Source organism: Dactylosporangium sp. CA-052675 (assembly GCF_050947935.1).
Taxonomy (GTDB): domain Bacteria; phylum Actinomycetota; class Actinomycetes; order Mycobacteriales; family Micromonosporaceae; genus Dactylosporangium.
Genome location: NZ_CP192010.1, coordinates 7,264,918 through 7,291,209 on the forward strand (window position 1 = coordinate 7,264,918; position 26,292 = coordinate 7,291,209).

Sequence of the window (26,292 nt, forward strand, 5' to 3'; positions counted from 1 at the left end):
TCCCGCTCCCACGTACCTATGCCCGTCGCGCGCCCACGTACCTGCGCCCGTCGCGCTGTGAACTCCCAAACCACGGTTGCGTCTCCACCACCCGTGCATCAGCATGCAATCAATGAATGCCGTCGATGATCAGCCGAGCCCGCTTGAACGACGCCTGATCGACGCTGTGGTAGGCGGTGACCTGCTGGACCTCGGACCAGACGGGCGTATTGACCCGTCGATTATGCGGTCCTGGGGCCAGGATCGGACGATCCGCGCATCGATCATCCGCCGCATTGTCATGGGCCGCCTGGCAACCGATCCCGACCCGCACGGCCTGCAGTTGCGCGGCGTCAGAATCGCCGGACGCATCGACCTCAGAAACGTCACGTCGGACATGTGGATCGAGCTACAGGAATGCCATGTGCCCGACGGTTTAGACTTGCGCGCTGCCAATCTTCGTGCACTCGACCTGACCGGCTCGCTGGTGGGGCATGCTCCGGAGCTAGGCCGACCGGCTGTCGACGCCGACGACATGACGATCCACCTTCTCAGACTCGATCGCATCTCGGTTACTGCCGACACCACACTCGGCGCAGTAGTCCTTAGCGGCGCCCGCATCGGTGGCAGACTCGATTGCGCCTGGGCCCGGATCGCCAACACCCATGGTCCAGCAATCGACGCGGTCAACCTCCGCTTAGACGGGGACGCCGATTTCCGCCGGCTCGCCGCTACCTGCGCCGGAACGTACGGCGCACTTCGGCTCCGGGACGCCCGCATCGCCGGCGACGTCGACTGCAGTGGGGCGCAGTTGACAAACACCGTCGGCGCGGCACTCGACGCCAACGGCATGCACGTCGATGGCGAGACGCTCTTCGGTTCTTCGTTCGCCGCTACGAGCGGGTGCAACGACGGCACGGTCCAACTCATCAATGCCCGCATCGACAAACAACTGACTTGCCGCGAAGGACTCGTGGAGAACCTCGTCGGCCCAGCAATCCACGCGGATGGTCTGCACATCGACGGCAACTTCTTGCTACGCGGAAGGTTCAATGTCCGAAGCGCATGCCCATCGGGTGGAATCCGGCTGCTCGGTGCGTTCGTTGGCGGACAGCTCGACTGCCCAGGGGCGCAGGTCAGCAACACCAGCGGTCCAGCCATCCACGCCGAGGGCATCCGCGTCGAAGGTGATGTCTACCTGAACCAGGGGTTCGCAGCGACCGGCGCGACCCACTATGGCGCTGTCCGCCTTCTCGGCGCCGACATCGGCGGACATCTCATGTGTGACGGCGCCACTCTCACCAACGCCTCCGGGCCCGCCTTGGACGGCAACCTCATGCGCATCGGCCGGGACGTCTATCTGAGCGGTGGATTCGCCGCGACCGGGTCAGATGAGTTCGGCGCGATCGTGCTGAGAGGCGCGCGCATCGGCGGCAGAGTGTTCTTCGGAACCGGGCGCATCCACAATACCGCCGGCGCTGCGTTCGACGGCACGGGGATGCATGAGCCATTTCCAAGCTGACATGGCAGCTCGGAGCGGATTTGGCGAGCCCGGACATCGATGAGGGCGAGGCTCCAGGTAAGACAGCAGTCGACCAAGACCCGAAGCCCCGACCGGGAGCCTCGCCATGCTGTCTTACCCCGCTACGATTCCGCTGTCCAGCCGCACCCTCAATCACCTCGCCGCCCGCATCCGTCGGCACCGCCGTCAACACCGCTCCCGGTGGCGGCGCCTCAACCCAGGCCGGCAGGCCCTGCTCGCCCTGGCGCACCTGCGCAACGGCGACACCTACACCCGCCTGGCCGCCGGGTTCCAGGTCGGCGTCGCAACCGCCTGGCGATACGTTCAGGAAGCCGTCACCCTGCTCGCCGCAACCGCCGGGGACCTGACCACCGTCATGACCCGGATCCGCCAACTGGCGTACGCGATCCTGGACGGCACGCTCATCCCGATCGACCGGGTCGCCGACCAGCGCCCGTACTACTCCGGAAAACATCGACGACACGGCGTGAACATCCAGGTCATCGCCGACGCCGTCGGCCGCCTCGTGTGGGCGTCGCCGGCGCTGCCGGGCGCGGTCCACGACCTGACCGCCGCCCGCACCCACGGCATCATCGACGCGCTACGCACCGCTGGCGTGGTCACGTTCGCCGACAAGGGCTATCAAGGCGCCGGCGGAACGGTCCGCACGCGGTTCAAGCGTCACCGTCACCGGCCGAAGCTGTCCCGCCGGCAGAAGGCCGTGAACAAGACCCACGCGAAGATCCGGGCCTGCGGCGAACGCGCGATCGCCACCCTCAAGACCTGGAAGATCCTGACCAAGCTCCGCTGCTGCCCACGCCGAGCCACCGCCATCGTCCAAGCCATCCTCGCCCTACACCGCGTCCAGACCAGCCGCTACCCACGATGAAAATCGCTCCATGTTGAAGCAGACCTCAGATACAAAGAGACGTTCTCCGCGGTCGGGGCCGGAACCGCGGTCCTACGACTGAACGGCGTCCGCGTCGGCGGCGTCCTGTGGCTCGACACCGCTCAAGTCACCGGCACCGCAGACGCAGCGCAGGTGGACCTGGACGGGCTCAGCTATGGAAGGCTGCCGCAGCCCGGTTCCGCGCAACAGTGGCTCGCACTCCTGCGTCATCAGACACCCACTACGCGGCGCAGCCGTATCAGCAGCTCGCCGCCGTTCACCGAGCAGCCGGCCATGACCGTGATGCGCGTATAACGGTCATGGCTCAGCGTGACGATCAAATCGAACGCGCGGGACTCACCCGTCCCGAACGGCTCTGGGCCCACATAACTTGGTTCACACTCGGGTACGGCTATCAGCCTTGGCGGGCATTGCTCTTGCTGCTCGCGACGGTTGGTGCCGGCGTAGCGTTCACCCTCCTGTTCGCCTCGCACGGAGCGTTGGCGCACGTCTCGACCACGCCGGCGTCCGACTGCAGCACGCTCGAGCGGATCGGTGTCGGTCTTGACCTCGGTACGCCCCTGCTCACCACCGGAGCGCGCGAGGTGTGCCAGCCGACCGAAACCGCGGCCGGCACGACCTTGACCATCGGCGGCTGGCTTCTACAGTTACTGGCGTGGGGATTCGCCACGCTGTTCGTAGCGGGCTTCACCGGCGCGGTCCGGAAAACATGACTGGCGCTCAGGTGCGGGTCCACACGACGGCGTCCTCGGCACCGTGCGCTTCGAACCGTCCTGGCCGGAGCGAGACGGCCACGGCCTCGGACGGCAGCCGCGGATAGCCGTTCGTTCATGTGCTCGACCACTTCGCTGCGTGGCGCCCCCGAATGAGCGACGGGCGATTCAACCTGTCGAGCGTCCCTGAATGAGTGATCTTTAGGAGCGCGGCGTCGCGTCGCTTCGTCGGGGTCGTTAGACGTTGTGCCCTTCGTCTACCGACTCCACAGAGGAGACATCCCTCGGTGCTCAAGAAGATCGTCATCAAGAACTACAAGGTGTTCCGGGACTTCGTCCTCGACCTCGCCCCAGGTATGAACGTCGTGGTCGGCGACAACGCGACCGGCAAGTCGACGCTGCTCGAGGCGGTCAACCTCGCACTGACCGGCCGGCTCAACGGCACGGCGCTCGCCGCGGAGCTCTCGCCGTTCCTGTTCAACCTCGACACTGCACGCGCGTACATCCAGGCGCTGCACGACGGAGGACGCCCGGTCCCGCCGGAGATCCTGATCGAGGTGTACTTCGAGGACCTCGACGAGCACGCGCGGCTGAGGGGGACGAACAACTCGCTCCGGGAGGACACGCCGGGCGTCCGGATCCGGGTGTCGTTCAACGAGGACTTCCGCGAGGAGTACGACGCCTACGTCGCCGAGCCGGCACAGGTGACCATGGTGCCGGCTGAGTATTACAAGGTCGACTGGCTCGGCTTCGACGACAACGGCGTCACGGCGCGCAGCGTGCCGGCGACCGTCTCACTCATCGATGCGACCGCGATCCGACTGCAGCACGGCGCCGACGCCTACCTCCAGACGATCATCGGCAGCAACCTCGAACCGAACGAGCGGGTCGAGCTGTCCCGCTCGTACCGCAGCCTGCGCGAGACGTTCTCCGGCATCGCAGCCGTCGCGGCGGTGAACGAAAAGCTGGCCGGCGAGCGCGGGGACATCAGCGACCGGCAGCTGACGCTGTCCATCGACCTGTCACAGCGCTCCGGATGGGAACGCAGCCTCGTGCCGCACCTGGACGACCTGCCCTTCACGTACGTCGGCAAGGGCGAGCAGAGCACGCTGAAGATCCTGCTGGCGCTGAACCGCAAGAAGGTCAAGGACACCCATGTCGTCCTGATCGAGGAGCCAGAGAACCACGTCTCGTTCTCCAAGCTCAACCAGCTGATCGACAAGGTCGGCGACAAGTGTGCGGGCAAGCAGGTCCTGGTGACCACGCACAGCGCGTACATCCTCAACAAGCTCGGCCTCGACGAACTCGTCCTGCTGTCCCCGGACGGCGGGTACCGGATCACTGACCTGCCGCCGTCCACGGTGGACTACTTCAAGAAGCTTCCCGGCTATGACACCCTGCGGCTCGTTCTGGCCAGGCGGGCAATCCTTGTCGAAGGCCCCTCCGACGAGCTCATCGTCCAACGGGCCTACCGCGACCGGCACGGCAAACCACCCATCGCGCACGGGGTCGACGTCATCAACGTGCGCGGCCTGTCCGCCAAACGGTTTCTGGACCTCGCCGTCCCGCTCCGCCGCCGGGTCGCAGTCGTCAACGACAACGACGGCAACGCCAAGAAGATGGCAGCGAAGTACGCCGCCTACACCGGCCACGACTTCATCACCATCCACATCGGCAAAGGCGACCCGTCCACCCTCGAACCGCAGGTCGTCGCCGCCAACGGGCTGCAGCGGATGAACCAGGTCCTCGGCACCAGCCACCCGACGGAAGCGGACCTGCTGCACTACATGCTGGAGAACAAGACCACCTGGGCGCTGGCCGTCGCCGAATCGGCGGAGCCGATCGAGATGCCGGAGTACATCCTCGATGCCATCGGCTTCTAACCGCGTGGTCCTCGCCGCTGCCGGCTCCCGCAAGACGCAGCTCATCATCGACGGAGCCCTTGAGGCGCCGGACCGGCGAACCCTGATCACCACGTACACCACTGAGAACCTGGCACAGATCACCCGCCGGCTGCAGGAAGCAAGAGGCATCGTGCCCGGCAACATCGCGCTGCTGGGATGGTTCTCATTCCTGGTCAACCAGGCCGCCCGCCCCTACCAGGCGGCGCTGACCGGCCAGATCAGCTACATCCGCTCGCTCAACTTCACCGGGCAACGGTTCAACCGCACTCCCCGCGAGCAGTGGCGCAGGTTCTACTTCGACAAGGCCGCGGACCTGTACCGCGACGGCGTCGCCGACTTCGCCTGCCACGTCGACGACGCCAGCAACGGTGCGGTCGTGCGCCGGCTCGCCGCCATGTACGACCGGATCTACATCGACGAGCTGCAGGACCTCGTCGGCTACGACCTCGACTTCCTCGACCGGCTGTTCCAGTCCGGCATCGAGATCATCGCCGTCGGCGACCCACGCCAGCACACGTTCTCCACCAACAACTCTCCGCGGAACAAACAGTACCGAGGCGCAGGGCTGCTCAAATGGCTGCAGCAACGACAGCATCGCTGCACCCTGGAAACCCGCGCCGAGAGCTGGCGATGCAATCAGCAGATCTGCGACTGGGCAGACGCCATCTACCCAAACATGCCACCGACCAAGTCCCACAACCACGAATTGACCGGCCATGACGGGGTATTCACGATCGCCCACGGCGACGTGCCCGCCTACATCGCCAAATACAGTCCGACCGTTCTGCGTCACAGCCGCGTCACACCGACCATAGATTTTCCCGCGTTGAACATCGGACTGTCGAAAGGCAGTACCTACGACCGCGTCCTCATCTTTCCCACCAAGCCGATGCTCGACTACCTGAAGACCTCCGACCCCGGCCCGCTCAAGGCACCGGACCGGCTCTACGTCGCGGTCACCCGCGCACGACACAGCGTCGCGTTCGTTGTTGATCGCCACGCTGCTACCTACATCCCGTAGCGGCACGCGCAGCAATGAGTAATTCCCTGCTGGTATCAATCCCCGCATCCCAGGGTTTACGATGACGTACGTGAAGACCGCCGCTGCACTTGAAGGAATGCCTCGGTGTCGATAGCATAAAACGCATGAACCCCCGCTTCATGCAGGGGTGCTATGGGTGGGGGTTCAATTCCCCCCTTCGACACGTACCTTTGTACATGATCGCCGCAGGCTTCGCCTCGGCGATCACTTTTGTGCGCCTGGGTGATAGGTGAGCTGGAGGCCGAGTCCGCGGTAGATCTTGGCCTTGTCGGCGGGGTCGGCGTCACGGAGGACGGTCAAGAGGTTCCCGAGGCGCAGTCGTTGCGTCAGACGCCGTCGAACTTGTTCAGGGTGTTCATCAGGTTGGCGGCGGCGGATGCACAGTCCGCCTGGGTCGGGTTTGACGCCCGCAATGCGGTGAGCAGAGCGTCGATCTGGCCGTCGAGCTGATGCCATTTGACGGCGTCGCGGGGTTTAAGGCCGGCCTCGGCGTCGTCCCAGGCGACCTCGAGGTCCTTGACCCGGGTTTTCGCGCCCGCGAGGTCGTTCGTACTGACCTTGGCCTGAACGTCGCTGACGATCACCGCGAACTTGGTGAGATTGCCCAGCTTGGTTGTCGGGTGCACCGGGCGGGCCGCGGTGGACGCGCCGGACGCGGCCGCCGTGACGGTGTCCTGCGCGACGTTGGCCTGCGGGTCGGTGGCTGGTTGTGATCCCCGCGCCGTGCTGAGCCCGAAGCCGACGACGGCGACGGCGAGCGCGGCGATACCGGCCCACGCGAGGTCTTGGCGGTGGCCGCCGAGGGGCCCGGTCCCCTTGTCGGCGACGCCGTAGCGGTTGACGAGGAGTTGTTCGCGGACGACGAGCACGACGATAGCGGCCAGGAACAGTCCGCTGGTGACGCTCGCGCCCAGCGCCAGGCCGCCGAGGTCCTTGTCCTGCGTGAGCAGATCGCCCAGCGAGGCGCCGAGCGGCCGGGTGAGCACATAGGCAATCCAGAACGTCAGCACCTGGCCGGCCCCAGCGCGGAACGCGATCCAGGTCGCGAGGATAAGGCCGCCGAAGATGAGCGCGCCATTGCGGAAGCCCAGGTTGAGCGCCTCAGTCGCGAAGTCGCCGGCCGCCGTGCCGAGCGCGAAGGTGGTCAGGATCGTCGCCCAGTAGAAACCCTCACGGCGACGCGTGTTGATGGAGGCGATCGCAAGGGTGCCTTCCTGGCGGTACCAGATGACGAACACCACCGCGAGGAGCACAGCGAACACGGCGGTGCTGACCGCGAGGGGCACGCCGAGGGTGTCGGTGAAGAAGTCGGTGATCTGGGTGCCGAAGATGCTCACGAGCACCACACACAGCCAGTAGATCCACGGCGTGTACGCGCGGGTGCGCAGCTGCACGATCAGTGCGGTCACCAGCAGCACGAACATGATCGCGTCGGTCAACCCCGGACCGAGGCCGACATTCACGGCCAGGTAGTCCGCGAACGTCTCCCCGATCGTGGTGGACAGCACCTTGATGACCCAGAACGTGGCGGTGATGGCGGGCACCTTGGTCTGCCACCCACGCACGCTCACCAGCTTGTCGGCGGTAACGGACACAGCTCTCCCTCACGACAGCACGACGGAATCGGAATCCACAGAATTCGGTGGAATGTAGGCCTACTGTGCTGAAGATTCGCTGAAGAGCCGTGCTACGCGGTGGCGACGCTTTCAGCCGACGGTGTACGCCGGCGCTTGCCCGCGTGCGTGCGGCCCGGGATGTCGTCCGCCGCGGCGGGTTTACGCTCCGCCGGCGGTGACGACCGCGTCGGTGAGAAAGCCAGTGAGCAGCCCGAGGAGCAGACCCCAGGTCGTGATCTCTTTCGCAGCCATGCGCCGGCCGACCGCGAGGAGCTCGATGACCACGTACAGGATCGAACCGGCCGCCAGGGCGAGAAACGCGACGGACACCGTGTCGTTGGTGAAGCGCTGCCCGACGAGGGTTCCCAGCAATGTCGGTCCGCCGCCGATAAGCCCGAGGACCGTCAGGTAGCCCCAGGACGGGCGGGCGCCGGCCGCCGCCAGCGGGGCGACGATTCCGAAGCCCTCGGTGGCGTTGTGCAACCCGAACCCCACGATGAGCAACACGGCCAAGGCGATCTCACCTGACGCGGCGGAGCTGCCGATCGCCAGACCCTCGGCGAAGTTGTGCAGGCCGACGCCGACCGCGATGAGCAGCGCCAGCTGGCCGGCCGAGCCGTGCAACCCGGCCGCCTCGGCGCGGTCGCCGCCTGAGGCGACACCCCCGGTGTTGTCGCTGCGCGGAGTTGCGGTTGGCGCCGTCGGGTGAGCAACACCCCGCCGCGCCACCCACCGGTCGAAATAGACCAGACCGAGCAGCCCGAGTCCGATCCCTGCCGCAAGGACGAGCCCGTTGCTGACTGCCGGCGCGTAGTCCTGCTTGCCGAGTGCGGTGTCGACCGGTTCCCAGGCGTGGGCGAGAACGTCCCAGAGCAGGAACAGCAGGACCCCGACAGCACCGGCATTGAGCAACGCCCGCAGTCGCGGAGCCGGATTCCGCAGCCGGCCGATGGGCAGGCCGAGCAGAATGGTGAACCCTGCGATGGCGCCGAGCACGGCGATGTTGGTGGCGGACACAGGTCTCCCCATGCGGAACCGACGGACCGCAACAGAGGAAAGGCTAATCTAAGCCTCGGAGACCTACAAGATGTAGGTGGTTGCGCGTCGGGCGGCAGAACATCGGTGCGCGCGGCGGGCCATGCCGCTGGTCGCCATTCGGACCGCGATACCGGGCAGCCGATGAGAGCTCTGTTCGTGTCGACACATACGCCTGCGCTTCAGGCGACGGCGGTGCGCCGGGGTCGCCCATCGGATGACGTACCAGCGAGCTCGGAGCCGGAAATGTCATATTCCTACAAGATGTCGGAATGCGATGGATTTCGGCGGTTGTGGCCGTCTCCCTGCCGTTGTTGGCCTCGCCGGTCGCGGCATCCGCGCCACCGACGTCAACGGCCTCCTCCGCGGTGCTGCGGCCAGATCACGTCGTGGTGGTCGTGATGGAGAACAAACGGTACGACGCTGTCATCGGCCATCCCAAAACGCCCTACATCTCGGCGCTCGCGCGGCGTGGCGCGAACTTCACTGCGGCATACGGCGAGACGCATCCCAGCCAGCCCAACTATCTCGCACTGTTTGCCGGCTCGACCCAGGGCGTCACCGACAACGCCTGCATTCGCCGTCAGTTCGCCACACCGAACCTGGGCCGGCAACTCCTCGACGCCGGGCTCACGTTCACCGGGTACGCGGAGGCGTTGCCGTCCACAGGTTTCACCGGCTGTTCGGCCGGCACCTATGTGCGCCGTCATAACCCTTGGGTCGACTTCACCACTGTGCCGGGAAACCTCAACCGCCCGCTGCGCGACCTGCCGTCACGCTGGGAGCAACTCCCGACGGTCGCCTTTGTTACCCCAGACCTGTGCCACGACATGCACGACTGCCCCAAGGGCGAGGCGGACAGCTGGCTGCACCGCACGCTCGGCACGTATGTGGACTGGGCCGAGACGCACAACAGCCTGCTGATCCTGACCTTCGATGAGGACAACCGCACCGACGGCAACCACATCCCGACCCTGGTGCTCGGTGCCGGCGTGCGCCCGGGAGACCGGCCGGAGCGGGTGAATCACTACAACGTGCTCCGCACCATCGAGGATGCGTACGGGCTGGCGCCGCTCGGCGCGGCAACTCAGGCGACGCCACTGCATCTGGCCTGACCTACCGGGGCAGCGGCCCTACTGCTCCCGTCCGGCACGGCAGTAACTCCGCCACCTCGTCGGCGCTGTATGCCTCTGGGCCTGCGTGATGCCGGCCACGCGTCGCCCATCGAGTCCGCCGGGCTCGAGATCAGTGGGCAGGCATCCAGGCGCGGGCGAGTTCGGCGAACTCGATGAGCGAGGCTCCGGTCGTCGCCGGGGCGAGCCTCGCGGCGGCGACCGCCAGGAGTGGCAATGCACGACCGGACGGCGGCGCGAGGAGTGCCCTGACCCGCCGGACCGTCGCAGAGCCGTTGTGATGTTCGATCGCCGCCGCGCTCGTCGTCGCCTCCCCCGGGCGGCGCTACACGCCCTGCAGCAACGCTCCTGCCTCCGGCAGGATGAGCACTCGTAGGCGGCCGGCCGGTCCGTCAGTGACAGGGGCGGTCGGGGGTTGCCTGCTGCGGGTAGCGGCACAGGTCGCCGCTGATGTTCGGATGCGCGCCGGGGGCGGCTGGCAATGTGTCGGGCGCGCGGCCGTGTTCGACCCAGTCCGCGAGCGCCGCGAGCGGGTCGGTGGGAACGGCTCCGGACCCGCCGGAGCAGTGCCCCACGCCCGGGGCGAGGAAGACGCGGTAGAACCGGTCGGTCGCCGCGGCGCCGCCCATGGCGGATTCGACGCGGCGCCGGTAGTCGACCGTGTCTTGCGGGAAAACCACCGGGTCGGCCAGGCCGTGCCAGGTGAGCATTTTGCCGCCGGCGGCGCGGAAGGCGGACAGGTCGGGTTCGTCGGAGCCGATGACGGCGTCGTAGCGGGTCACGGACTCGTCGAACAAGCGCTCGAACTCGGTGTAGCCGATGGTGGAGACGTCGCGGTGCGGTTGGCGGAGCAGGAAGTAGCGGATCCAGTCCGCGGCGACGGGGAACGGTGCGCCGCGGCGCGGGCCGAGCAGAGGCTTGGTTGTGCCGGCCAGCCAGCTGAAGGACGCGCCGCGCGGCAGGCCGTACCAGAGCCGCTTGCCGGCGCGGGTGGTCGGGCCGTCCCAGATCCTGCGGACGATGTCGGCGACGGCCCGGCTGATCCGGATCGTCCGGCCGTGACAGCGCACGCTCGCGCCGACGAGCCGTTCGGGGTCGAACCGGCAGGTGTCGGGCCGCCCGATGATCCCGTCGCGGCGGCCGTCGTCGCCGTCGCACGCGGCGACCGCGGCGCGGTTGAAGGCGGCGAACTCGCACGCGGTCGGGTAGACACCCGCCTCGTTCATGACGACCTGCGGCCAGAACTGGGCCAGGGTGAGGCGGTTCCAGGCGATGGCGGGCGCGTCGGCGAGGATGCCGTCGAAGTCGCCGGGGTAGCGCTGCGCCTCGGTCAGGCCCTGCCGGCCGCCGGTGGAGCAGCCGGTGAAATAGGAGTACGCGGGCGGCCGGCCGTAGAACCCGGCGATCACCTGTCTGCCGATCCGGCTCATGTCGTGCACCGAGCGGTAGGCGAAGTTGGCCAACAGCCCTTCGTCGACCGTCCGGTCACGGCGCAGGGCCCAGACGGGCGGGCCCCCCGGACGGCCCGGCACACCGGCATCGGTGGACGCCGCCGCGTAGCCCCGCCGGACCGCCGGCACGAGAGCGCGCTCGAACTCGCCCGCGGCGAACGCTCCGCCACCGGTGGCCTGGAATCGGCCGTTCCACGTCGATCGGGGCAGCCACACCTCGATCCGGACCCGGTCACGAAGCGGCGGGTGTGTCAGGACGATCGTGACGTCACAGAACGCCGGGACCCCGGTGATCATGGCCCGGCCGCCCATCCCGTACGGGTGGCCGACCACGGACATGGCAAGTATCCGCGCGCCGGGCACGTGCGGTGGGGACGGGCGCGGACACGCACCGCGACCGGCAAGCAGCACAGCGCCGACGGTGGCGGACAACGTCAGCGCCACCGGCAGCAGGAGTGCGCCGATGTTCACCAGAGGTGTTCGCATCGCTGCTCCGGCAGAGACGGCCGCGAGGGCGGGCGTACATCACACACCATCTGGCTACCCGCCGCGACCCGCGTCACACTGCGGCCAGGTGGCGAGATCCGACCTTCTACGCGCAGGTGGTAGCCGGCGGCGGCTCTGGCGCTGACGGCCCGAACGAGCCCCACACCTCGCAGATCCTCGACAGCCTGGCGGCGCACGACGTCCGGGCGACCTTCTTCCACGTCGGGCAGTGCGTCGAGCGGCACCCCGAGGTCGCCGCGCGGGTGATCGACGCCGGCCACGTCGTCGGCAACCATTCGCTGCGTCACCGGTTCAGCACATACCTGCGGCCGAAGGCGTTCGAGCGGGAGGTCGCTCGGACCCAGGGCATTCTCGCGCGCGTCACCGGCCGGACCCCCGCGCTGGCCCGCACACCGTGGCTGTGGCGGCAGCCGGCGCTGCTGCGGATGCTGTACCGGTTTGTGACGGCGGACGAACTGCTCGGCGTGCCCGCGTACCAGACCACCGGGTAGTGCCCGGCCGCGCCGACGGCCGCAAAATGCAACAGCCCCCGACGCAAAGTGCATGGAACAGTTCCGATGTCAGCGGCACGGTAACCGGCCAAGGGCATGTTCACGGGCCCGTAACTCAGCACAGCACCGACGAGGGGCCAGCGTGGCGGGGGGCACACGCGGCCACCCCCACATCGGTGGGCTCTGACGAGGAGGAACGCAGTTTTGTCACCAGCCCGAACCTGGCGCCTCGGCGCGGCGGCGGCGCTGCTGCTGCCGCTGGCGTCGGCAGGAAGCACCACCGCGGCGTCGGCGGCACCGCCGGCCGCCACCTACACCGTCTCCGTCGGCACGACCGGCAACTACCCCTATCCGACCGACACCCCGGCCGCGCCCTACGTGGACAAGGACGGGACCTTCTACTTCCAGCAGTCCGCGGCGCTGTACGGCCAGACGGACCCGCGGTACTGGGACTTCTTCACCGGCACGGACATGGACACCGCCACCCGGTCCACGGCCATCAGCAACGCGGTGAACCCCGCCAACTCCGCCGACAAGAACAACGACACCACGTGGCGGTGCAACAACAGCCCCACGGGCGTCAGCGCCACGTTCGCGCCGTCCGGCTCCGGCTACGCCCAGAAGAACTTCTGCGGCCTCATCGGCCTGTGGGTCGATCCGGACACCGGCAGCTGGTACGGCCTGGTGCACAACGAGTTCACCCCGCAGCCGTTCAACGACGGCCTGCACTACGACGCCATCGACTGGGCCGTGTCGCGCGACCAGGGCAAGACGTGGAGCATCTCGGGCCACGCGATCACCTCGCCCTACAGCACCGCCCGGGGCGACACCGCCGCCTTCCCCCAGCAGACGTACCACTACGGTGACGGCGACCAGCGCCTCTTCGTCGACACCGCCTCGGGGTACTTCTACGTCTACTATGGCTCCCGCCTCGTGGACAAGGGCGGTTCGTGGAGCGCGTTCTACGCCAACGTGGCCAGGGCGCCGATGTCGTCCAAGATGGCGACCGGCTCCTGGCAGAAGTGGTACAACGGCGCCTGGTCCCAGCCCGGTGTCGGCGGCAAGGAAAGCAACCTCGTCCCCGTCACCGCCGCCAACCCCACCGGCTACACCTCGCCGGACAAGGAGTACAACCCGGCCAACAGCGGTACCGTCGCGCAGCAGGTCGCGGCCGGCAAGACGCCGCCGACGTCGCCGTTGTTCGTCATGAACATCTCCTACGACGCCTACCTGGGGCTGTACATCGGTACCCCCCAGGCCGTCGACCAGTCCGGCAACGCGCCGCAGGAAATCTACGTCACCGACGACCTCGCCGCCTCGAAGTGGTACCTGGCCGGCAACACCGGCACCTACCACACCGCATCGTGGTACCGCTGGTTCCTCGACGGCGTGAACCGGACCAACTCCACCATCGTGGGCAAGTCCTTCCGGATGTACTGCTCCATCGCCTGCTCGGGCGGGCGTTCCGGGGAGTACGCCAACGTCACCCTCGACTCGACGGCCCCGGCGGCGGCGCCGATCGACCTGACCCGCAGCTACACGATCTCGAGCGGATCGGGGCGCGTGCTGGCCCAGGTCTCGGGCGGCACGGCCACCACCTCGGTCACGGCGACCGGTTCGGGGCTGGAGAACTGGAAGTTCACGGCCAACGGTGACGGGTCGTTCCGCATCACCAACGTTTCCACCGGCCAGGCGCTCGGCGTCGACTCCGCCTCGACGACGACCAGGGCCTGGGGCACGAAGCCGACCGCGACCACCCTCGGCACCGGCCCGACCGCCGGGCAGCAGTGGTTCATCATCAAGAACACGACGCCCGCCGGAACCTACCGGCTGGTCAACCGGCACAGCGGCCTGGTCCTCGGCATCTCGGCCGACTCCAGCCGCCGCACGGAGACCACGCCCACCCGGAGCTGGACGAACACCACCGGCAACACCGTCGGCGGCAACCGCAGTGCCGCGGAGCAGACCCTGACCTTCACGGCCACCGGCACCTCCAGCCTCAACGGCTCGCACGCCCTCACGGCCTCCGGAAAGGCGCTCGACAACCCCAACCACTCCACCACGGCCGGCACGCAGCTCATCACCTGGGCGCCGAACGGTGGATCGAACCAGACGTGGGTCTTCACGCAGCAGTCCGACGGCTCGTACCAGATCGCCAACGCGCAGTCGCAGCTGTGCGTGGACGTCGAGGGAGCGTTCACCACCGCGGGTGCCAAGGTGATCCAGTGGACCTGCACCGGCGGCAGCAACCAGCGCTGGACCGTCACCGCGGTGTCCGGCGGGTACACCATCACCGCGCGACATCTACAAGAAGGACGGCGGCTACCCAACGCCCTATTACCGGCTGAAGAACCGGCAGACCGGCCAGTACGTCACGGACGACGGCAGTGGCACCGCCAAGTACGCCGCCGCCCCGGCCTCCGAGCAGTCGTCCCAATGGACGGTCGAAAACGTCTCCGGAGGCTACGTCCGCTTCAAGAGCCGCGTCACCGGCGCCTATCTTCACGTCGAAAACCAGACCGGCAAGGTGCAGTCCACCGTCGTCCCCAGCACCTACTGGTCCGGCCAATGGACCGAAGAGGCCGCCGCGGGCTATGTCCGGCTCAAGAACCGCTGGCAGCCGGCCGAGTACGTCCACACCGAAGACCTCACCGGGTCCCTCCAGTACGGCCCGGCTCCCAGTGGCTGGTGGACCAGCCAGTGGACCCTCGAGCCAAGCTCCTGACCCGACCCGGGCAGCCAGGCGGGGCTCGGCCAGACGCGGCCGAGCCCCGCATCATGGGGGCCGGTCCGAGCGGACCGCCTCAGCCGTAGGCACGAAGGCACCGGGCCCCGTCCGGAGCCCACCACATGCAGTCGCCGTCCCGCAGCCGCCGCAGGACGGGCAGTGTCGCAGGGAATGCCCGGACGGCGTCGTCCCGGCCTACGCTCAGCAGGTCGACGCCCTGATCTGCCGCCTCGGTCCACTGCAACTGATGCCACCGTACGGGTCCGCGGGGCCGGCACCTTGAAGTTCGCGAATGGCATGACGAATTCCCCTCGGAGTCAGACGATGCCGCCGTTGGCGCGGATGGTCTGGCCGTTGACCCAGTGGCCGTCCGGCGAGGCGAGGAACGCCACGACGGCGGCGATGTCCCCGGGGGTGCCGAGGCGCTCCAGCGGCGGCTGCTGGGCCAGGCGCTGGATGGTGGCCTCGTCCTTGCCGTCGAGGAACAGGGCGGTCGCGGTCGGGCCGGGCGCGACGGTGTTCACGGTGACGTCGCGGCCGCGCAGCTCCCGGGCCAGGATCAGCGTCATCGCCTCGATGGGCGTTCACCGCACGCCTCCAGCAGGACGCCGCCGTCGCGCACATCGGTGCCGATAGCCACAAACTGCCGGATGCCGCCGCCGAGAACGGCTACATCACGCTGTCGTAGCCGCGGAGCGTCGGACGTCCGACACGGATCACGCCCACCTGATGCGGCCCAGACCATGCTCTTGATAGCGCCATCCCGACCGCGCCCACCCGTCACGCCGGGTCGCCGGCCCGGGCGGGGCCGATCAGATGCCGCCACGCCGCATCGCGGGCGGCGTAGCTGCAGGCGGGATGCATCAGGATCGCCGGCAGTTCGGGCAGCGGGATGCGCCGAGCGCGTTGTGCCGAGAATTGCGGCATCTAGGCGTCCTTGTCCACTTTGGACGACCGGGAAAGCAACTGTCGTACTCCCGGCCTACGATCCCCGTGTACCCGGCCATTCGGCCGCGGACACGGGGAGGGACCACCCATGCGACCCACCATCCGATCAAGCCTGGCGGCGCTGCTCGCCACGGCCGTCGCAGCGAGCGCGGCCGTGTTCGCCACCGGGCAGCCCGCTGCCGCCGGCTGGCAGTCCGTCAACCTGCCCAGGCTGAGCTGGACATACCTCGATTCAGCGAGCCCCAAGGCCAAGTTCGTCGACGCCACCGTCCCGCCGCCGGTGGGCACCATCGCCGACCCGGCCGGCAAGCCCCACACCTACCGGTCCTACTTCACGTTCGACCTCAGCAGCCTCAAGGGCCAGGTCGTCCACAGCTCCTACCTGTACACCTACGAGGACCACGTCACCGACTGCACGAAGGCGGCCACGGTCGAGCTGTGGCGCACCGCACCGGTGCGGGACAACACCTCCTGGAAGAACCCGCCGAATGAGCTCGAGCGGCTCTTCGCCGCCGAGGTCGGCAGCGGCAGCTGGTCGTGCCCGAGCTACCTGGGCCGCGAGATGGTCGACCAGCTCAACGCCGCGATCGCCCGGCGGGACAAGACCGTCACCTTCGAGTATCGCGTCGCCGCCGCCCAGGAGGCCGACGTCCACCTCGGCCGCACGATCCAGGCGCCGACGCTCAGCTCGACCAGCAACCACCCGCCCGCCGTGAGCAACCCGCGGCTGCGCTATCCGGACCGCCCCTGCGGCACGCCGCAGAAGCCGAGCCCGGCCCGGGCGTCGGACGCGCTCACCGTCGACAAGGCCGACGCCGACGGCGACTTCGTCTCGCTCACCTTCGCGACCTGGCCGATCGACCACCCGGAGCAGCGCAAGGAGCGCGGCATCGCGTATGACACCGTCGATCTGAGCGACTATGCCGACGGCACGGTCGTGGCCTGGCAGGCCCACGGCTACGACTACACCGACTACGGCGCCTGGTCCAAGACCTGCTACGTCCGCATCGACAAGCAGGGCCCGGCCACGCCCCCGGTGGTCGCCTCGAAGCTCTACCCGACCGGCGCGGTGGCGACCGGCGGCCAGGGCATCAAGGGCCGTTTCCGGCTCGACGCGGCCGGTGAGGCCGACGTCGCGGCGTTCGCCTGGCGCGACTGGCAGGGGCTCAGCGGCCGCGTCGACGCCCGTCAGGGCCGGGCCGTCATGGAGTACACGCCGACCCGCAGCGGGCCGCAGTCGCTTTCCGTGCAATCGATCGATACGGCCGGCAACTATGGCGCCACGACGGAGTACCGGTTCTGGGTGGCGTCGACCGCGCCCGAGGCGTCGATCGACGTGGCCGGGGTCGGGCTGCCGAGCAAGATCACGCTGTACGGCAGCGCCGCCACCTTCGGGTACCAGGTCCAGGGCGGTTCGGAAACCCGCATCCCCAACGCGTCCGGCACCGGCGCGACCGGGCAGATCGTCTTCCCGGCCACCGGCTACGTGAAGGTCTTCCTGCGCAGCTACAACGCCGCCGGCAAGCTGCTCGGGGAGCGGTCGGTGGACGTCGAGGTCTCCGACGCGCCGGACGTCTCCTCCGCGGAGTTCAACCTGGAGCGCGACGCGGTCGCCGGCGAGACCGGCACGTTCACCTTCAAGCCGCGCAGCACCGGCGTCGTCGGCTATGCCTACGACTTCGGCACCGGGGAGCAGCGCGTCGCGGCGGGCGCGGACGGCGTGGCGACGCTGCGCTGGACGGCCGACCCTCCGGGCTGGACCTACCTGACGGTCCGGTCGATCGGGGCCGGCGGAGCGCTGTCGCAGGAGAACTACTACCAGTTCAACGTCATCGATCCGAAGCCGCAGATCTGGGCGCAGGAGCTGCAGACCACGACCCGCACCGACGCCCCGGGCAAGCCCCTCGAGCTGCGGCTGTCCAGTCAGATGACCGACGTCACGGGCTTCGTCTACTCCTTCAACGGCGGGGCCGAGCAGACCGTGACCGGCCCGTGGTACGACACCGTCGTCTCGGTGACCCCCCGGCTCGGGGACAACACGGTCGTCGCGCAGGCGCTGCTGCCCGGTGGCGGCCGTTCGCCGTCGGCGACGTTCACGTGGCAGCCGTACGAGGCGCCGCTCATCTCCACCGACCCGTCGCCCGGCGCGATGGGCCACCCGGTGACGGTGAAGCTGACCTCGGTCCGGCCGGACGCGAAGGAGTTCCACTACTCGGTCAATTGGGGTGCGTCGCAGACGGTGGCCGCGGCCGCCGACGGCACGGCGAGCTTCACCTACATGCCCTCGGACAGCACGTCGCTGTCGATCCGAGCCACCAGCGTGGCCGCCGACGGCACCGAGTCGCCCGAGCGCAGCTTCTACACCAACCTGCGCCTCACCAACGTCGAGGTGTACTCGTCCTACAACGAGTACTGGACGAGCGGCGGGCTGGGTGTCCCCGGCACCGTCACCTTCCGCACCGAGTACGTGCCGGAGACGGTGGAGTACGTCTACACCCTCAACGACGGGGCGGAGGTCGTCGCCCCGGCGGTCTCCGACGGCTTCGGCACCACCGTGACGATCGTCCCGGACCGCACCGGCCTCAACGTCCTGGTGGTCCGCGGCCGCACCGCCGCCGGCGAGCTGTCCTACCCGCGGGAGTTCCGCTTCCTGGTCGGCACGCTGCCGCTCGTCGCCTCGGCGGAGTTCCCCAACGGCGTCTGGTCCGGCGCCGCGGGCCTCGAGGGCCACTTCACCGCCAGCGGCGGCATGGAAGGCGTGACGTCGTTCGACTTCACCTTCGACGACGCCCAGCCCGTCACCGTCCGGGTCGACGCCCAGGGCCGGGCCACCACCACCTACACCCCGGCGACCGGCGGCGTCCACCGCCTGACGGTCGTCGGCCACACGGCCGCCGGCGCGGCCACAGAAATCCGCTACTACGACATCCAGGTCAACCCCTGACCCGAGTCGTCGCACCACGCCGGATCGGCACCACGGCGGAATCGCCCGACCCGTGAACGGCGGTGACGCGCTCGACACCTGAACCGCTCCACCCGCGGCGGGAGAGGCCCACGCCTCTCCCGCCGCGGCCGTCGGGCGCCGGCTCGAGCGCGTCGCGCGCGAGCTCGACGGGCCGCGGCAGCGGCGTGCGGCGTGCGGCGCTACGGTCCGCGGATGCCGCGCACACCAGCTCCGGCGCCCGTCCTCCGTACGGTTCAGCGGTGATCGATGGGCTGTGATGGCGGTCGGTCGCGGCACCACGGCGACGGCCGAGGAACACGCCGCGGCACACACCCGGTGGCGCGTATCCCGGCGCGGGCAGGCGTGCGGTGGCCACGGCGGCGAACGCCTGGAGCGGTGGTTATCTGCCTCCGGTCGAGGCAGCGGCGCAGCGCGTCGGTCAAGGCGGCGTCGACCAGGTCGGTCTTGAGATGATCGGCGACGGCCCGGCCCACGACCCGGCGCGACGCGAGGTCGAGTGTCGATCGCCGCCGGGTCGGCGGTGCAATCCCGGCCGATCAGGTCCGGCCGCGCTGCGGCGTTCAGGTCGGGAATCGTGGTGGCCTGCCACCGGCGTGGGCTCTTGCCCCGGATCCCGGCGGCCCGCATCCGCCGGGCGATGCGTTCACGGCCATGCCACAGGCCCGCGTCGGCGAGCTCGGCGTGGATCCGCGGCGCCCCGCACGTGCCGTTCGACGCCGCATGCACCTCGCGAATCTTCATGGTGAGCTGCTCGTCGCGGGTCAGGCCCACGCCGCCCAGCCCGGAGGCTGAGCGGCGTGTCACCCAACGCCGCGAGCGTCGTGGTCACGGCACTAGCGGTGCCACTTCTGGTTGCTGGCGCCGTTGCACGTCCACAGGTGCAGCTTCGAGGCGTTGGCGGTGGCCACGTTCTGCACGTCGACGCACTTGTCGGCCTGGGTGTTCACGAGGTCGCCGGCGGCGGTCAGGGTGAACTTCTGGGCGCCGGTGCCGTTGCACGTCCACAGCTGGATCGCGGCGCCGTTGGCGGTCGAGCCGCCGGACACGTCCATGCACTTGCCCATGGCGCCCACGGAGCCGTCGGCGTTGAACGTCCACTGCTGGGCGCTGGTGCCGTTGCAGTCCCAGATCTGCAGCTGGTTGCCGTCCACGGCATTGGCCGACGGGATGTCGATGCAGCGGTTGCTGCCATTGCCGATGATCGCACCGGTACCGCCCGATCCGCCGCCGCACGCCGGCGCGGTGTCGAAGGTGTCGGTGTAGCTGTTGCCGGCGGCGCGGTACGCGGTCACCTGCGCGGTCGCGGCGGCCGGGGAGAGGACCTGGTTGCGCGCGAACAGGAACCAGTCGACCTGCTGCACGTAGGTCGCGGTGCCGCCGCTGTGCCCGGCGGTGTCGATGAACCAGAGGTTCCAGTTCACCGTCATCGTCTGGCGCGGGTAGAACTTGCCGGAGTGGTCGGCGACCAGGGTGCCGTCGATGTAGTACCTGGCGTGCCCGCCGGCCACCTGGACCACCAGGTCGTGCCAGCCGTCGTAGCTGCGCTGCTGCTGCGCGTGGGTGTTGTCGGCGTACCACGGGTCGGGCCGGTACGTGTACCAGCTCGTCTGGTAGTTGATCGGCCCGGCGTCGCCCCAGCCGCCGTTGGGCAGGTACTCGGAGAAGTCCAGCTCGCTGTAGCTCGGGTCGAGGTCGCCGTTGAGCGGGCTGATCGCGAAGAACGTCTCGTTGACGTGGTCGCCGTCGTTGCCCGCGGCCGGCGCGTCCGCGAACCGGATCCGCGAGGCGTAGGTGCCCTCGAAGTAGCGCTTCTGCGCGGAGTACACCTCGGCCTGCCGCGTCCCGCCGCCGGTGCCGTCGGTCGACGCGCTCAGCTGCATGACCTTCTGGCCGCCGGACGTGGGGAACGTGATGCTCGACGGCGACCAGGTCGCGCCGGGGACGCCGGGACCGCCGGCGTTGCCGCGCGGCACCCAGCCGTGCCCGGTGAACCCGGCGTCGCTCGACGAGCCGTAGTTGAAGTCGTCGAACACGTTGCCGCAGCTGTTCGCGGCCGCGCCGGCCCTGCCGGTGGTCGCGGCGGTGACGGCGACGGCGCCGAGTGCTGTGGCGAGACCCAGCACGGCCGCGACCAGGACCGGGCGCAACGTAAGACGTCTGTTGGGCATGGCAGGTGCCTCCTGAACCGTTCCGCTGGCGGTCGGGATTTTCATCGCTGATCGATGTTCGTGAAAACTAAGCCCATCACTGCCGCCAGGTCAACGCTCACAGACCGACCAAAGATCGCCATAAGGTCGCGATAAGCCCCGACCCGTCCGCGAATGGGGGGAAATCCCGGAGGTGCCCTTCGCGGCATCCCGGAATCATCGACAATCATCGTTTCGTAACGGGGGAGGCATGATGAGCACCATCGGTCCGGCCAGGCGAGCCCTGGCCCTCCTGACCGTCGCGCTGGCCACGGCCGCGGCCGCCGTCGCGTGCGGCTCCGCGCCGGACAAGACCGGGGCGCCCGCCGCCGCGCCGGCCGCGTCCGACCCGCACGCCGGACACGGCTCGCCGCCGCCGGCCGCGCCGCTGCGCACCGGGGAGCGCTTCGAAACCTGACCATGCCGGCCGCCTACACGCCGCAGGCACCCAACGGCGGCACCGACGAGTACCGCTGCTTCCTCATCGACCCGAAGCTGACGAAGACGGCCTACCTGACCGGCAGCCAGTTCCTGCCGCAGAACGCCGCCATCGTGCACCACGCGATTTTCTTCCGGATCGCCCCGAACGCCGCCGACCAGGCGCGCAAGCTCGACGAGGACTCGCCCGGCGAGGGCTGGACCTGCTTCGGCGACTCCGGCGTGACCGGCGACGCGTGGGTCGCGTCCTGGGCCCCGGGCGCCAACGAGACGCTGCTCGCCCCGAACCTCGGCTACCCGATGCCGCCCGGCAGCCTGATGGTGATGCAGGTTCACTACAACCTGCTCGCCACCGGCGGCCGCGCCGGCGGCACCGACCAGTCGAGCATCCGGCTGCGGATCAACGACGAAAGCACCGGGATGACGCCGCTGCAGACCGGGCTGCTGCCCGGGCCGATCGAGCTGCCCTGCGCCGCGGGCGAGTCGGGTCCGCTGTGCGACCGTGCGGCCGCCGTGGCCGACGTCACCAAGCGGTTCGGCGCCGGGGTCGGCGGCCAGGAGGATCAGCTGATCAAGCTGTGCAACCAGGGCGCCCCGCCGGTGGCCGGCACCACCCAGCACTGCGATCACAAGGTGCCGCAGGCGGCCACGGTCTATGCGGTCGGCGGGCACATGCACCTGCTGGGCCGCTCCATCAAGATCGAGCTGAACCCGGGCACGGCCGGTGCCCGCACGCTGCTCGACGTGCCCAACTACAACTTCGACGACCAGGCCATCCGCCCGCTCGACCAGCCGGCCGAGCTGCACCCGGGTGACACCCTGCGCGTGACGTGCACCCACGACGCCGCGCTGCGGGGTCTCCTGCCCCAGCTCAAGGGCAGCGCGCCACGCTACGTCGTGTGGGGCGACGGCACCAGCGACGAAATGTGCCTGGGCCTGGTGGTGACGACCGCGGGGGCATCCAAGCGATAACCCTTTCCACGTACTTTCCGGAAGTGACATTCGGCTCAGCAACCCTCGAATGCCGGGTAACCAGCGCGTTGCCCGGCATCCGGCGTGGTCAACGGGGCTGATCCCAACTAATCGTTCCGGAATACTTCCGGGAAATCTTGTTCGCCGCGAACCCGTGTGTCAGCATCGCTAGACATCGACGCCTGCCGCTACGGGCCGAGCGATACCACGGCATCGCCATTCCCTCCCAGGGCGGCTTCAGCGTGTCCAGAGCGCAGAGACGCATCGGAGGTCGACAGTGCCGAGCAGACCAGACGGCGGCCGGCGGCGGTTGCCGGCGATCCGCGCCGCGATCGGCGTCGCCGCGGCCGCGGCCACAGTGGCCGCCGCGGTCACCGTCATCCCGTCCGCGGACGCCGCGGACACCAACCCCTACCAGCGCGGCCCCGACCCGACCGTCGCCAGTGTCGCCGCGGCCTACGGACCGTTCGCCACCGCGCAGACCACGGTGCCGCCCGGCAACGGCTTCAACGGCGGGTACATCTACTACCCGACCGACGCCACCCAGACCTACGGCGCGGTCGCGATCGTCCCCGGCTACACCGCTCTGTTCGCCAACGAGGAAGCCTGGATGGGACCGCGGCTGGCCTCCTTCGGGTTCGTCGTCATCGGTATCGAGACCAACAGCCGCACCGACTACGACACCGCGCGCGGCACCCAGCTGCTCGCCGCGCTGGACTACCTCACCGGCCAGAGCGCCGTCCGGGACCGGGTCGACCGCAACCGCCTGGCGGTGATCGGCCACTCGATGGGCGGCGGCGGCTCGCTGTACGCCGCGACCCAGCGCCCGTCGCTGAAGGCCGCGATCGGTCTCGCGCCGTACAAGCCCTCGGGCAACCTGAGCGCCGACACGGTGCCGACGCTCATTATCGGCGGCCAGAACGACACCACCGTCACGCCGTCCTACCTCGACGGCCTCTACCCCACGCTGTCCGCCGCCACCCCGGGCGCCTACATCCAGCTCGCCGGGGCCGACCACCTCTACTTCACCAAGCCCAACGACATCGAGCTGCGCAGCCAGATCGAGTGGCTGAAGATCTTCGTCGACAACGACACGCGCTACACGCAGTTCCTGTGCCCGCGCGTCGTCGACACCACCGGCATCGCGCGATCGACCGTCAAGTGCTCGCTGCTGCCGTCCGGCGGCTCGACGTCCCCGCCGCCCTCGTCGTCCCAGCCGCCCTCGTCGTCCCAGCCGCCGTCGTCGCCGCCGCCGGGTGGTGCCAAGCGGATCGTGGGCGCCCAGTCGGGCCGCTGCATCGACGTGCCGAACGCCTCGCACACCAACGGCACCCGCGTCCAGCTCTACGACTGCAACGGCCAGACCAACCAGCAGTGGACCTACACCTCCAGCAAACAACTGCAGGTGTACGGCAACATGTGCCTCGACGCCGCCGGGTCCGCCAACGCCTCCGCCGTACAGATCTACAGCTGCAACGGCCAGACCAACCAGCAATGGAACGTCAACAGCAACGGCACCATCACCGGCGTCCAATCCGGACGCTGCCTGGACGTCTGGGGCACCGGCAACGGCCAGCAGGTCCAGATCTACGACTGCAACGGCCAGGCCAACCAGCGATTCGGCCTGTCATGACGACTCCCCGCCGGAAGAAGGGTTTCATGCGACGGCTTTCCCGCGTGCTGCTCGCGACCGTGGCGGCGCTCGCCGCCGGTGTCGCCGCGGTGCTCACGTTCAGCCCGCCCGCCCTGGCGGCCGGGCTGACCCGGGTCACCAACTTCGGGAACAACCCGACCAACCTCAACATGTACATCTACGTGCCGGCGACGGTCGCGCCCCGCCCCGCGCTGCTGGTACTCGTGCACTACTGCAGCGGCTCGGCGAGCGGGATCTTCAACGGCAACGGCCACGACTACGTCACCGCCGCGGACCGCTACGGCTACATCATCGTCCTGCCGGAGGCGACCCGCAGCGGCAGCTGCTTCGACGTGTCCACCCCCGCGGCGCTGAAGCGCAACGGCGGCAGCGACTCGACCGGCATCATGTCGATGGTGAGCTACGCCCGGGCGCAGTACCCGAGCATCGACGCGTCGCGGATCGTGGTGTCCGGGTTCTCCTCGGGCGCGATGATGACCAACGTGCTGGCCGCGGAGTATCCGGACGTGTTCTCGGCGGCGTCGGCGTTCTCCGGCGTCCCGGCCGGCTGCTTCGCCACCACCGACGGGTCGCTGTGGAACAGCCAGTGCTCGGGGGGCAACGTCAGCAAGACCGCGCAGCAGTGGGGCGACCAGGCCCGGGCGATGTACCCGGGCTACACCGGCTCCTACCCGCGGATGCAGCTGTGGCACGGCACCACCGACACGACCCTCGCCTACCCGAACTTCGGCGAGGAGATCAAGCAGTGGACGAACCTGCACGGGTTGAGCCAGACCCCGGCGTTCACGGATCATCCGCAGTCCAGCTGGACCCGCACCCGCTACGGCAACACCGGCACCCAGGCCACCGTGGAAGGCGTCAGCATCGCCGGGGTCGGCCACCAGCTGCCGCTGGCCGGCCAGCTCGCATACGCGATCAGCTTCCTCGGCCTCGACGGATCGGGCCCGACCAGCCCGCCGCCCTCCTCGTCGTCCCAGCCGCCGTCGTCGCCGCCGCCGGGTGGTGCCAAGCGGATCGTGGGCGCCCAGTCGGGCCGCTGCATCGACGTGCCGAACGCCTCGCACACCAACGGCACCCGCGTCCAGCTCTACGACTGCAACGGCCAGACCAACCAGCAGTGGACCTACACCTCCAGCAAACAACTGCAGGTGTACGGCAACATGTGCCTCGACGCCGCCGGGTCCGCCAACGCCTCCGCCGTACAGATCTACAGCTGCAACGGCCAGACCAACCAGCAATGGAACGTCAACAGCAACGGCACCATCACCGGCGTCCAATCCGGACGCTGCCTGGACGTCTGGGGCACCGGCAACGGCCAGCAGGTCCAGATCTACGACTGCAACGGCCAGGCCAACCAGCGATTCGGCCTGAGCTGACCGGTTGACGCCGGGGGTGGGCAGCGGCTGGCGTTGCCCACCCCCGCGCTCAGTGGAGGCTCCCACGCCCGACGGTTCCGTGCTGCGGCACCGTGACTTCCGGCTCCTGCTCGCGGTGCTGGTGCCGCACGCCTCGCCGCTGCAGCTCGGGCTGGTCACGGCGGCGGGGACGGTGGCCTTCACCGTCGTCGGGCGGCCGGCCGGCGCGTAGGTCGACCGCTGGCCCCGGCGGCCGGTGCTGGCCGTCGCCCGTACAGTCGCTATTCAACGGCGGTTCTGTGGTCGTTGGCGCGACCGTGCAGCGGGCACGGCTGCCCCGGCTCGCGTGGACACAGGACCCACACGCTGGTCGCCGTCGCCCGGTAGAGGCGGTAGGGGGAAGATCCGGTCACGTCCCCCAGGGTCAGCGATCCGCCGCCCCGGTCGCCGGGCCCGGGATACACCTGCAATCCGCGTTCCAGGTCGTCGCCTTGCACCTCACCCGCGGTCCCGGCCGCGTACAGGGCACGACCGTGGAACGGCCGGACGCTCGAGTCGAAGACGACGATGCTCACGTGCGGACGTTCGGCGAGGTTGCCGGAGTGCCGGGCGTCGGTCCGCGAGACCCAGTAGAACTCCCGCAGGCCGGATGCGGCGAAGTAGACCGGGGAGGTCCAGGGCCGGCCGTCCGGGTCGACCGTGCCCAGGGTCAGGAAACCGTTCGTGTCGAGCAATGCTCGCGC

At 69.1% G+C, this 26,292-nt stretch carries 20 protein-coding genes and 3 pseudogenes; 15 read left to right on the plus strand and 8 right to left on the minus strand.

Annotated elements, in window-relative coordinates; genetic code table 11:
- Positions 1-112 precede the first annotated feature (112 nt).
- From ACQP1P_RS32390 to ACQP1P_RS32410, 5 genes are all read left to right on the plus strand, one after another.
- Complete coding sequence (locus tag ACQP1P_RS32390; protein WP_433076628.1) at positions 113-1,501, plus strand: hypothetical protein; 1,389 nt, start codon at positions 113-115, stop codon at positions 1,499-1,501.
- A 106-nt stretch (positions 1,502-1,607) separates the two neighbouring features.
- Positions 1,608-2,390 carry a transposase family protein gene (locus ACQP1P_RS32395; RefSeq protein WP_433076629.1) on the plus strand — a complete coding sequence of 261 codons (783 nt, stop codon included), beginning with the start codon at positions 1,608-1,610 and terminating at the stop codon, positions 2,388-2,390.
- 320 nt (positions 2,391-2,710) lie between these two features.
- Entirely contained in the window at positions 2,711-3,124 is a 414-nt protein-coding gene (locus ACQP1P_RS32400; RefSeq protein WP_433076631.1) for a hypothetical protein, read from the plus strand.
- A 287-nt stretch (positions 3,125-3,411) separates the two neighbouring features.
- A complete protein-coding gene (locus ACQP1P_RS32405; RefSeq protein WP_433076633.1) occupies positions 3,412-5,007 on the plus strand; it encodes an ATP-dependent nuclease in 1,596 nt (531 codons plus the stop codon).
- A 4-nt stretch (positions 5,008-5,011) separates the two neighbouring features.
- The gene (locus ACQP1P_RS32410; RefSeq protein WP_433076635.1) at positions 5,012-6,049 is read left to right on the plus strand and encodes a UvrD-helicase domain-containing protein; all 1,038 of its coding nucleotides are present in this window, start codon (positions 5,012-5,014) and stop codon (positions 6,047-6,049) included.
- A 347-nt stretch (positions 6,050-6,396) separates the two neighbouring features.
- Here the strand turns inward: ACQP1P_RS32410 and ACQP1P_RS32415 are convergent, their stop codons facing one another.
- Positions 6,397-7,665 carry a COG4705 family protein gene (locus ACQP1P_RS32415; RefSeq protein WP_433076637.1) on the minus strand — a complete coding sequence of 423 codons (1,269 nt, stop codon included), beginning with the start codon at positions 7,663-7,665 and terminating at the stop codon, positions 6,397-6,399.
- 180 nt (positions 7,666-7,845) lie between these two features.
- Positions 7,846-8,703, minus strand: coding sequence for a ZIP family metal transporter (locus ACQP1P_RS32420; RefSeq protein WP_433076639.1), 858 nt, complete (start codon positions 8,701-8,703; stop codon positions 7,846-7,848).
- A gap of 290 nt (positions 8,704-8,993) precedes the next feature.
- Here ACQP1P_RS32420 and ACQP1P_RS32425 point away from each other — a divergent pair, with 290 nt between their 5' ends.
- Positions 8,994-9,836: an alkaline phosphatase family protein gene (locus ACQP1P_RS32425; RefSeq protein WP_433076641.1), complete on the plus strand. Its 843-nt coding sequence runs from the start codon at positions 8,994-8,996 to the stop codon at positions 9,834-9,836.
- A 410-nt stretch (positions 9,837-10,246) separates the two neighbouring features.
- Here the strand turns inward: ACQP1P_RS32425 and ACQP1P_RS32430 are convergent, their stop codons facing one another.
- A complete protein-coding gene (locus ACQP1P_RS32430; RefSeq protein ID WP_433076643.1) occupies positions 10,247-11,644 on the minus strand; it encodes a tannase/feruloyl esterase family alpha/beta hydrolase in 1,398 nt (465 codons plus the stop codon).
- Between the two features lie 263 nt (positions 11,645-11,907).
- On the opposite strand from ACQP1P_RS32430, the gene ACQP1P_RS32435 reads away from it, so the two are divergent.
- The 3 genes and pseudogenes from ACQP1P_RS32435 to ACQP1P_RS32445 all read left to right on the plus strand — a co-directional run bounded on the left by ACQP1P_RS32435 (position 11,908) and on the right by ACQP1P_RS32445 (position 15,028).
- Complete coding sequence (locus ACQP1P_RS32435) at positions 11,908-12,303, plus strand: polysaccharide deacetylase family protein (RefSeq protein WP_433076645.1); 396 nt, start codon at positions 11,908-11,910, stop codon at positions 12,301-12,303.
- 1,431 nt (positions 12,304-13,734) lie between these two features.
- Positions 13,735-14,547 (plus strand): annotated as a pseudogene (locus ACQP1P_RS32440) (RICIN domain-containing protein); the annotation flags it as partial.
- A gap of 100 nt (positions 14,548-14,647) precedes the next feature.
- Positions 14,648-15,028: an RICIN domain-containing protein gene (locus ACQP1P_RS32445; RefSeq protein WP_433090196.1), complete on the plus strand. Its 381-nt coding sequence runs from the start codon at positions 14,648-14,650 to the stop codon at positions 15,026-15,028.
- A 320-nt stretch (positions 15,029-15,348) separates the two neighbouring features.
- Here ACQP1P_RS32445 and ACQP1P_RS32450 read toward each other — a convergent pair.
- A pseudogene (locus ACQP1P_RS32450) lies at positions 15,349-15,609 on the minus strand (SDR family oxidoreductase); the annotation flags it as partial.
- Between the two features lie 202 nt (positions 15,610-15,811).
- On the minus strand, positions 15,812-15,958 hold the full coding sequence (locus ACQP1P_RS32455; RefSeq protein WP_433076647.1) for a hypothetical protein: 147 nt from the start codon (positions 15,956-15,958) through the stop codon (positions 15,812-15,814).
- Positions 15,959-16,067: 109 nt separating this feature from the next.
- On the opposite strand from ACQP1P_RS32455, the gene ACQP1P_RS32460 reads away from it, so the two are divergent.
- Entirely contained in the window at positions 16,068-18,923 is a 2,856-nt protein-coding gene (locus ACQP1P_RS32460; protein WP_433076648.1) for a hypothetical protein, read from the plus strand.
- A gap of 669 nt (positions 18,924-19,592) precedes the next feature.
- On the opposite strand, the pseudogene ACQP1P_RS32465 reads toward ACQP1P_RS32460, so the two are convergent.
- Together ACQP1P_RS32465 and ACQP1P_RS32470 are read right to left on the minus strand one after the other, a co-directional pair.
- A pseudogene (locus tag ACQP1P_RS32465) lies at positions 19,593-19,685 on the minus strand (IS3 family transposase); the annotation flags it as partial.
- A gap of 92 nt (positions 19,686-19,777) precedes the next feature.
- On the minus strand, positions 19,778-21,112 hold the full coding sequence (locus tag ACQP1P_RS32470; protein ID WP_433076650.1) for a ricin-type beta-trefoil lectin domain protein: 1,335 nt from the start codon (positions 21,110-21,112) through the stop codon (positions 19,778-19,780).
- Positions 21,113-21,341: 229 nt separating this feature from the next.
- Between ACQP1P_RS32470 and ACQP1P_RS32475 the strand changes: the two genes are divergently transcribed.
- From ACQP1P_RS32475 to ACQP1P_RS32495, 5 genes are all read left to right on the plus strand, one after another.
- Positions 21,342-21,548, plus strand: a complete 207-nt coding sequence (locus tag ACQP1P_RS32475; protein WP_433076652.1) for a hypothetical protein — start codon at positions 21,342-21,344, stop codon at positions 21,546-21,548.
- Positions 21,549-21,550: 2 nt separating this feature from the next.
- Complete coding sequence (locus ACQP1P_RS32480) at positions 21,551-22,540, plus strand: monooxygenase (protein ID WP_433076654.1); 990 nt, start codon at positions 21,551-21,553, stop codon at positions 22,538-22,540.
- A 277-nt stretch (positions 22,541-22,817) separates the two neighbouring features.
- Entirely contained in the window at positions 22,818-24,173 is a 1,356-nt protein-coding gene (locus tag ACQP1P_RS32485) for a ricin-type beta-trefoil lectin domain protein (RefSeq protein WP_433076656.1), read from the plus strand.
- Positions 24,174-24,199: 26 nt separating this feature from the next.
- Complete coding sequence (locus ACQP1P_RS32490; RefSeq protein WP_433076658.1) at positions 24,200-25,570, plus strand: extracellular catalytic domain type 1 short-chain-length polyhydroxyalkanoate depolymerase; 1,371 nt, start codon at positions 24,200-24,202, stop codon at positions 25,568-25,570.
- A gap of 79 nt (positions 25,571-25,649) precedes the next feature.
- On the plus strand, positions 25,650-25,781 hold the full coding sequence (locus ACQP1P_RS32495; RefSeq protein WP_433076659.1) for a hypothetical protein: 132 nt from the start codon (positions 25,650-25,652) through the stop codon (positions 25,779-25,781).
- Positions 25,782-25,830: 49 nt separating this feature from the next.
- Here ACQP1P_RS32495 and ACQP1P_RS32500 read toward each other — a convergent pair whose 3' ends face one another.
- Entirely contained in the window at positions 25,831-26,283 is a 453-nt protein-coding gene (locus ACQP1P_RS32500) for a pyridoxamine 5'-phosphate oxidase family protein (protein ID WP_433076661.1), read from the minus strand.
- Positions 26,284-26,292 lie beyond the last annotated feature (9 nt).

What these genes read in the sequence shown, in the direction of transcription:
- ACQP1P_RS32390 (WP_433076628.1), top strand. Translation starts at nt 113, where the DNA reads ATGAATGCCGTCGATGATCAGCCGAGCCCGCTTGAACGACGCCTGATC.
- ACQP1P_RS32395 (WP_433076629.1), top strand. Translation starts at nt 1,608, where the DNA reads ATGCTGTCTTACCCCGCTACGATTCCGCTGTCCAGCCGCACCCTCAAT.
- ACQP1P_RS32400 (WP_433076631.1), top strand. Translation starts at nt 2,711, where the DNA reads ATGGCTCAGCGTGACGATCAAATCGAACGCGCGGGACTCACCCGTCCC.
- ACQP1P_RS32425 (WP_433076641.1), top strand. Translation starts at nt 8,994, where the DNA reads ATGCGATGGATTTCGGCGGTTGTGGCCGTCTCCCTGCCGTTGTTGGCC.
- ACQP1P_RS32430 (WP_433076643.1), bottom strand. Translation starts at nt 11,644, where the DNA reads ATGTCCGTGGTCGGCCACCCGTACGGGATGGGCGGCCGGGCCATGATC.
- ACQP1P_RS32455 (WP_433076647.1), bottom strand. Translation starts at nt 15,958, where the DNA reads ATGCCGCAATTCTCGGCACAACGCGCTCGGCGCATCCCGCTGCCCGAA.
- ACQP1P_RS32460 (WP_433076648.1), top strand. Translation starts at nt 16,068, where the DNA reads ATGCGACCCACCATCCGATCAAGCCTGGCGGCGCTGCTCGCCACGGCC.
- ACQP1P_RS32470 (WP_433076650.1), bottom strand. Translation starts at nt 21,112, where the DNA reads ATGCCCAACAGACGTCTTACGTTGCGCCCGGTCCTGGTCGCGGCCGTG.
- ACQP1P_RS32475 (WP_433076652.1), top strand. Translation starts at nt 21,342, where the DNA reads ATGATGAGCACCATCGGTCCGGCCAGGCGAGCCCTGGCCCTCCTGACC.
- ACQP1P_RS32480 (WP_433076654.1), top strand. Translation starts at nt 21,551, where the DNA reads ATGCCGGCCGCCTACACGCCGCAGGCACCCAACGGCGGCACCGACGAG.
- ACQP1P_RS32490 (WP_433076658.1), top strand. Translation starts at nt 24,200, where the DNA reads ATGCGACGGCTTTCCCGCGTGCTGCTCGCGACCGTGGCGGCGCTCGCC.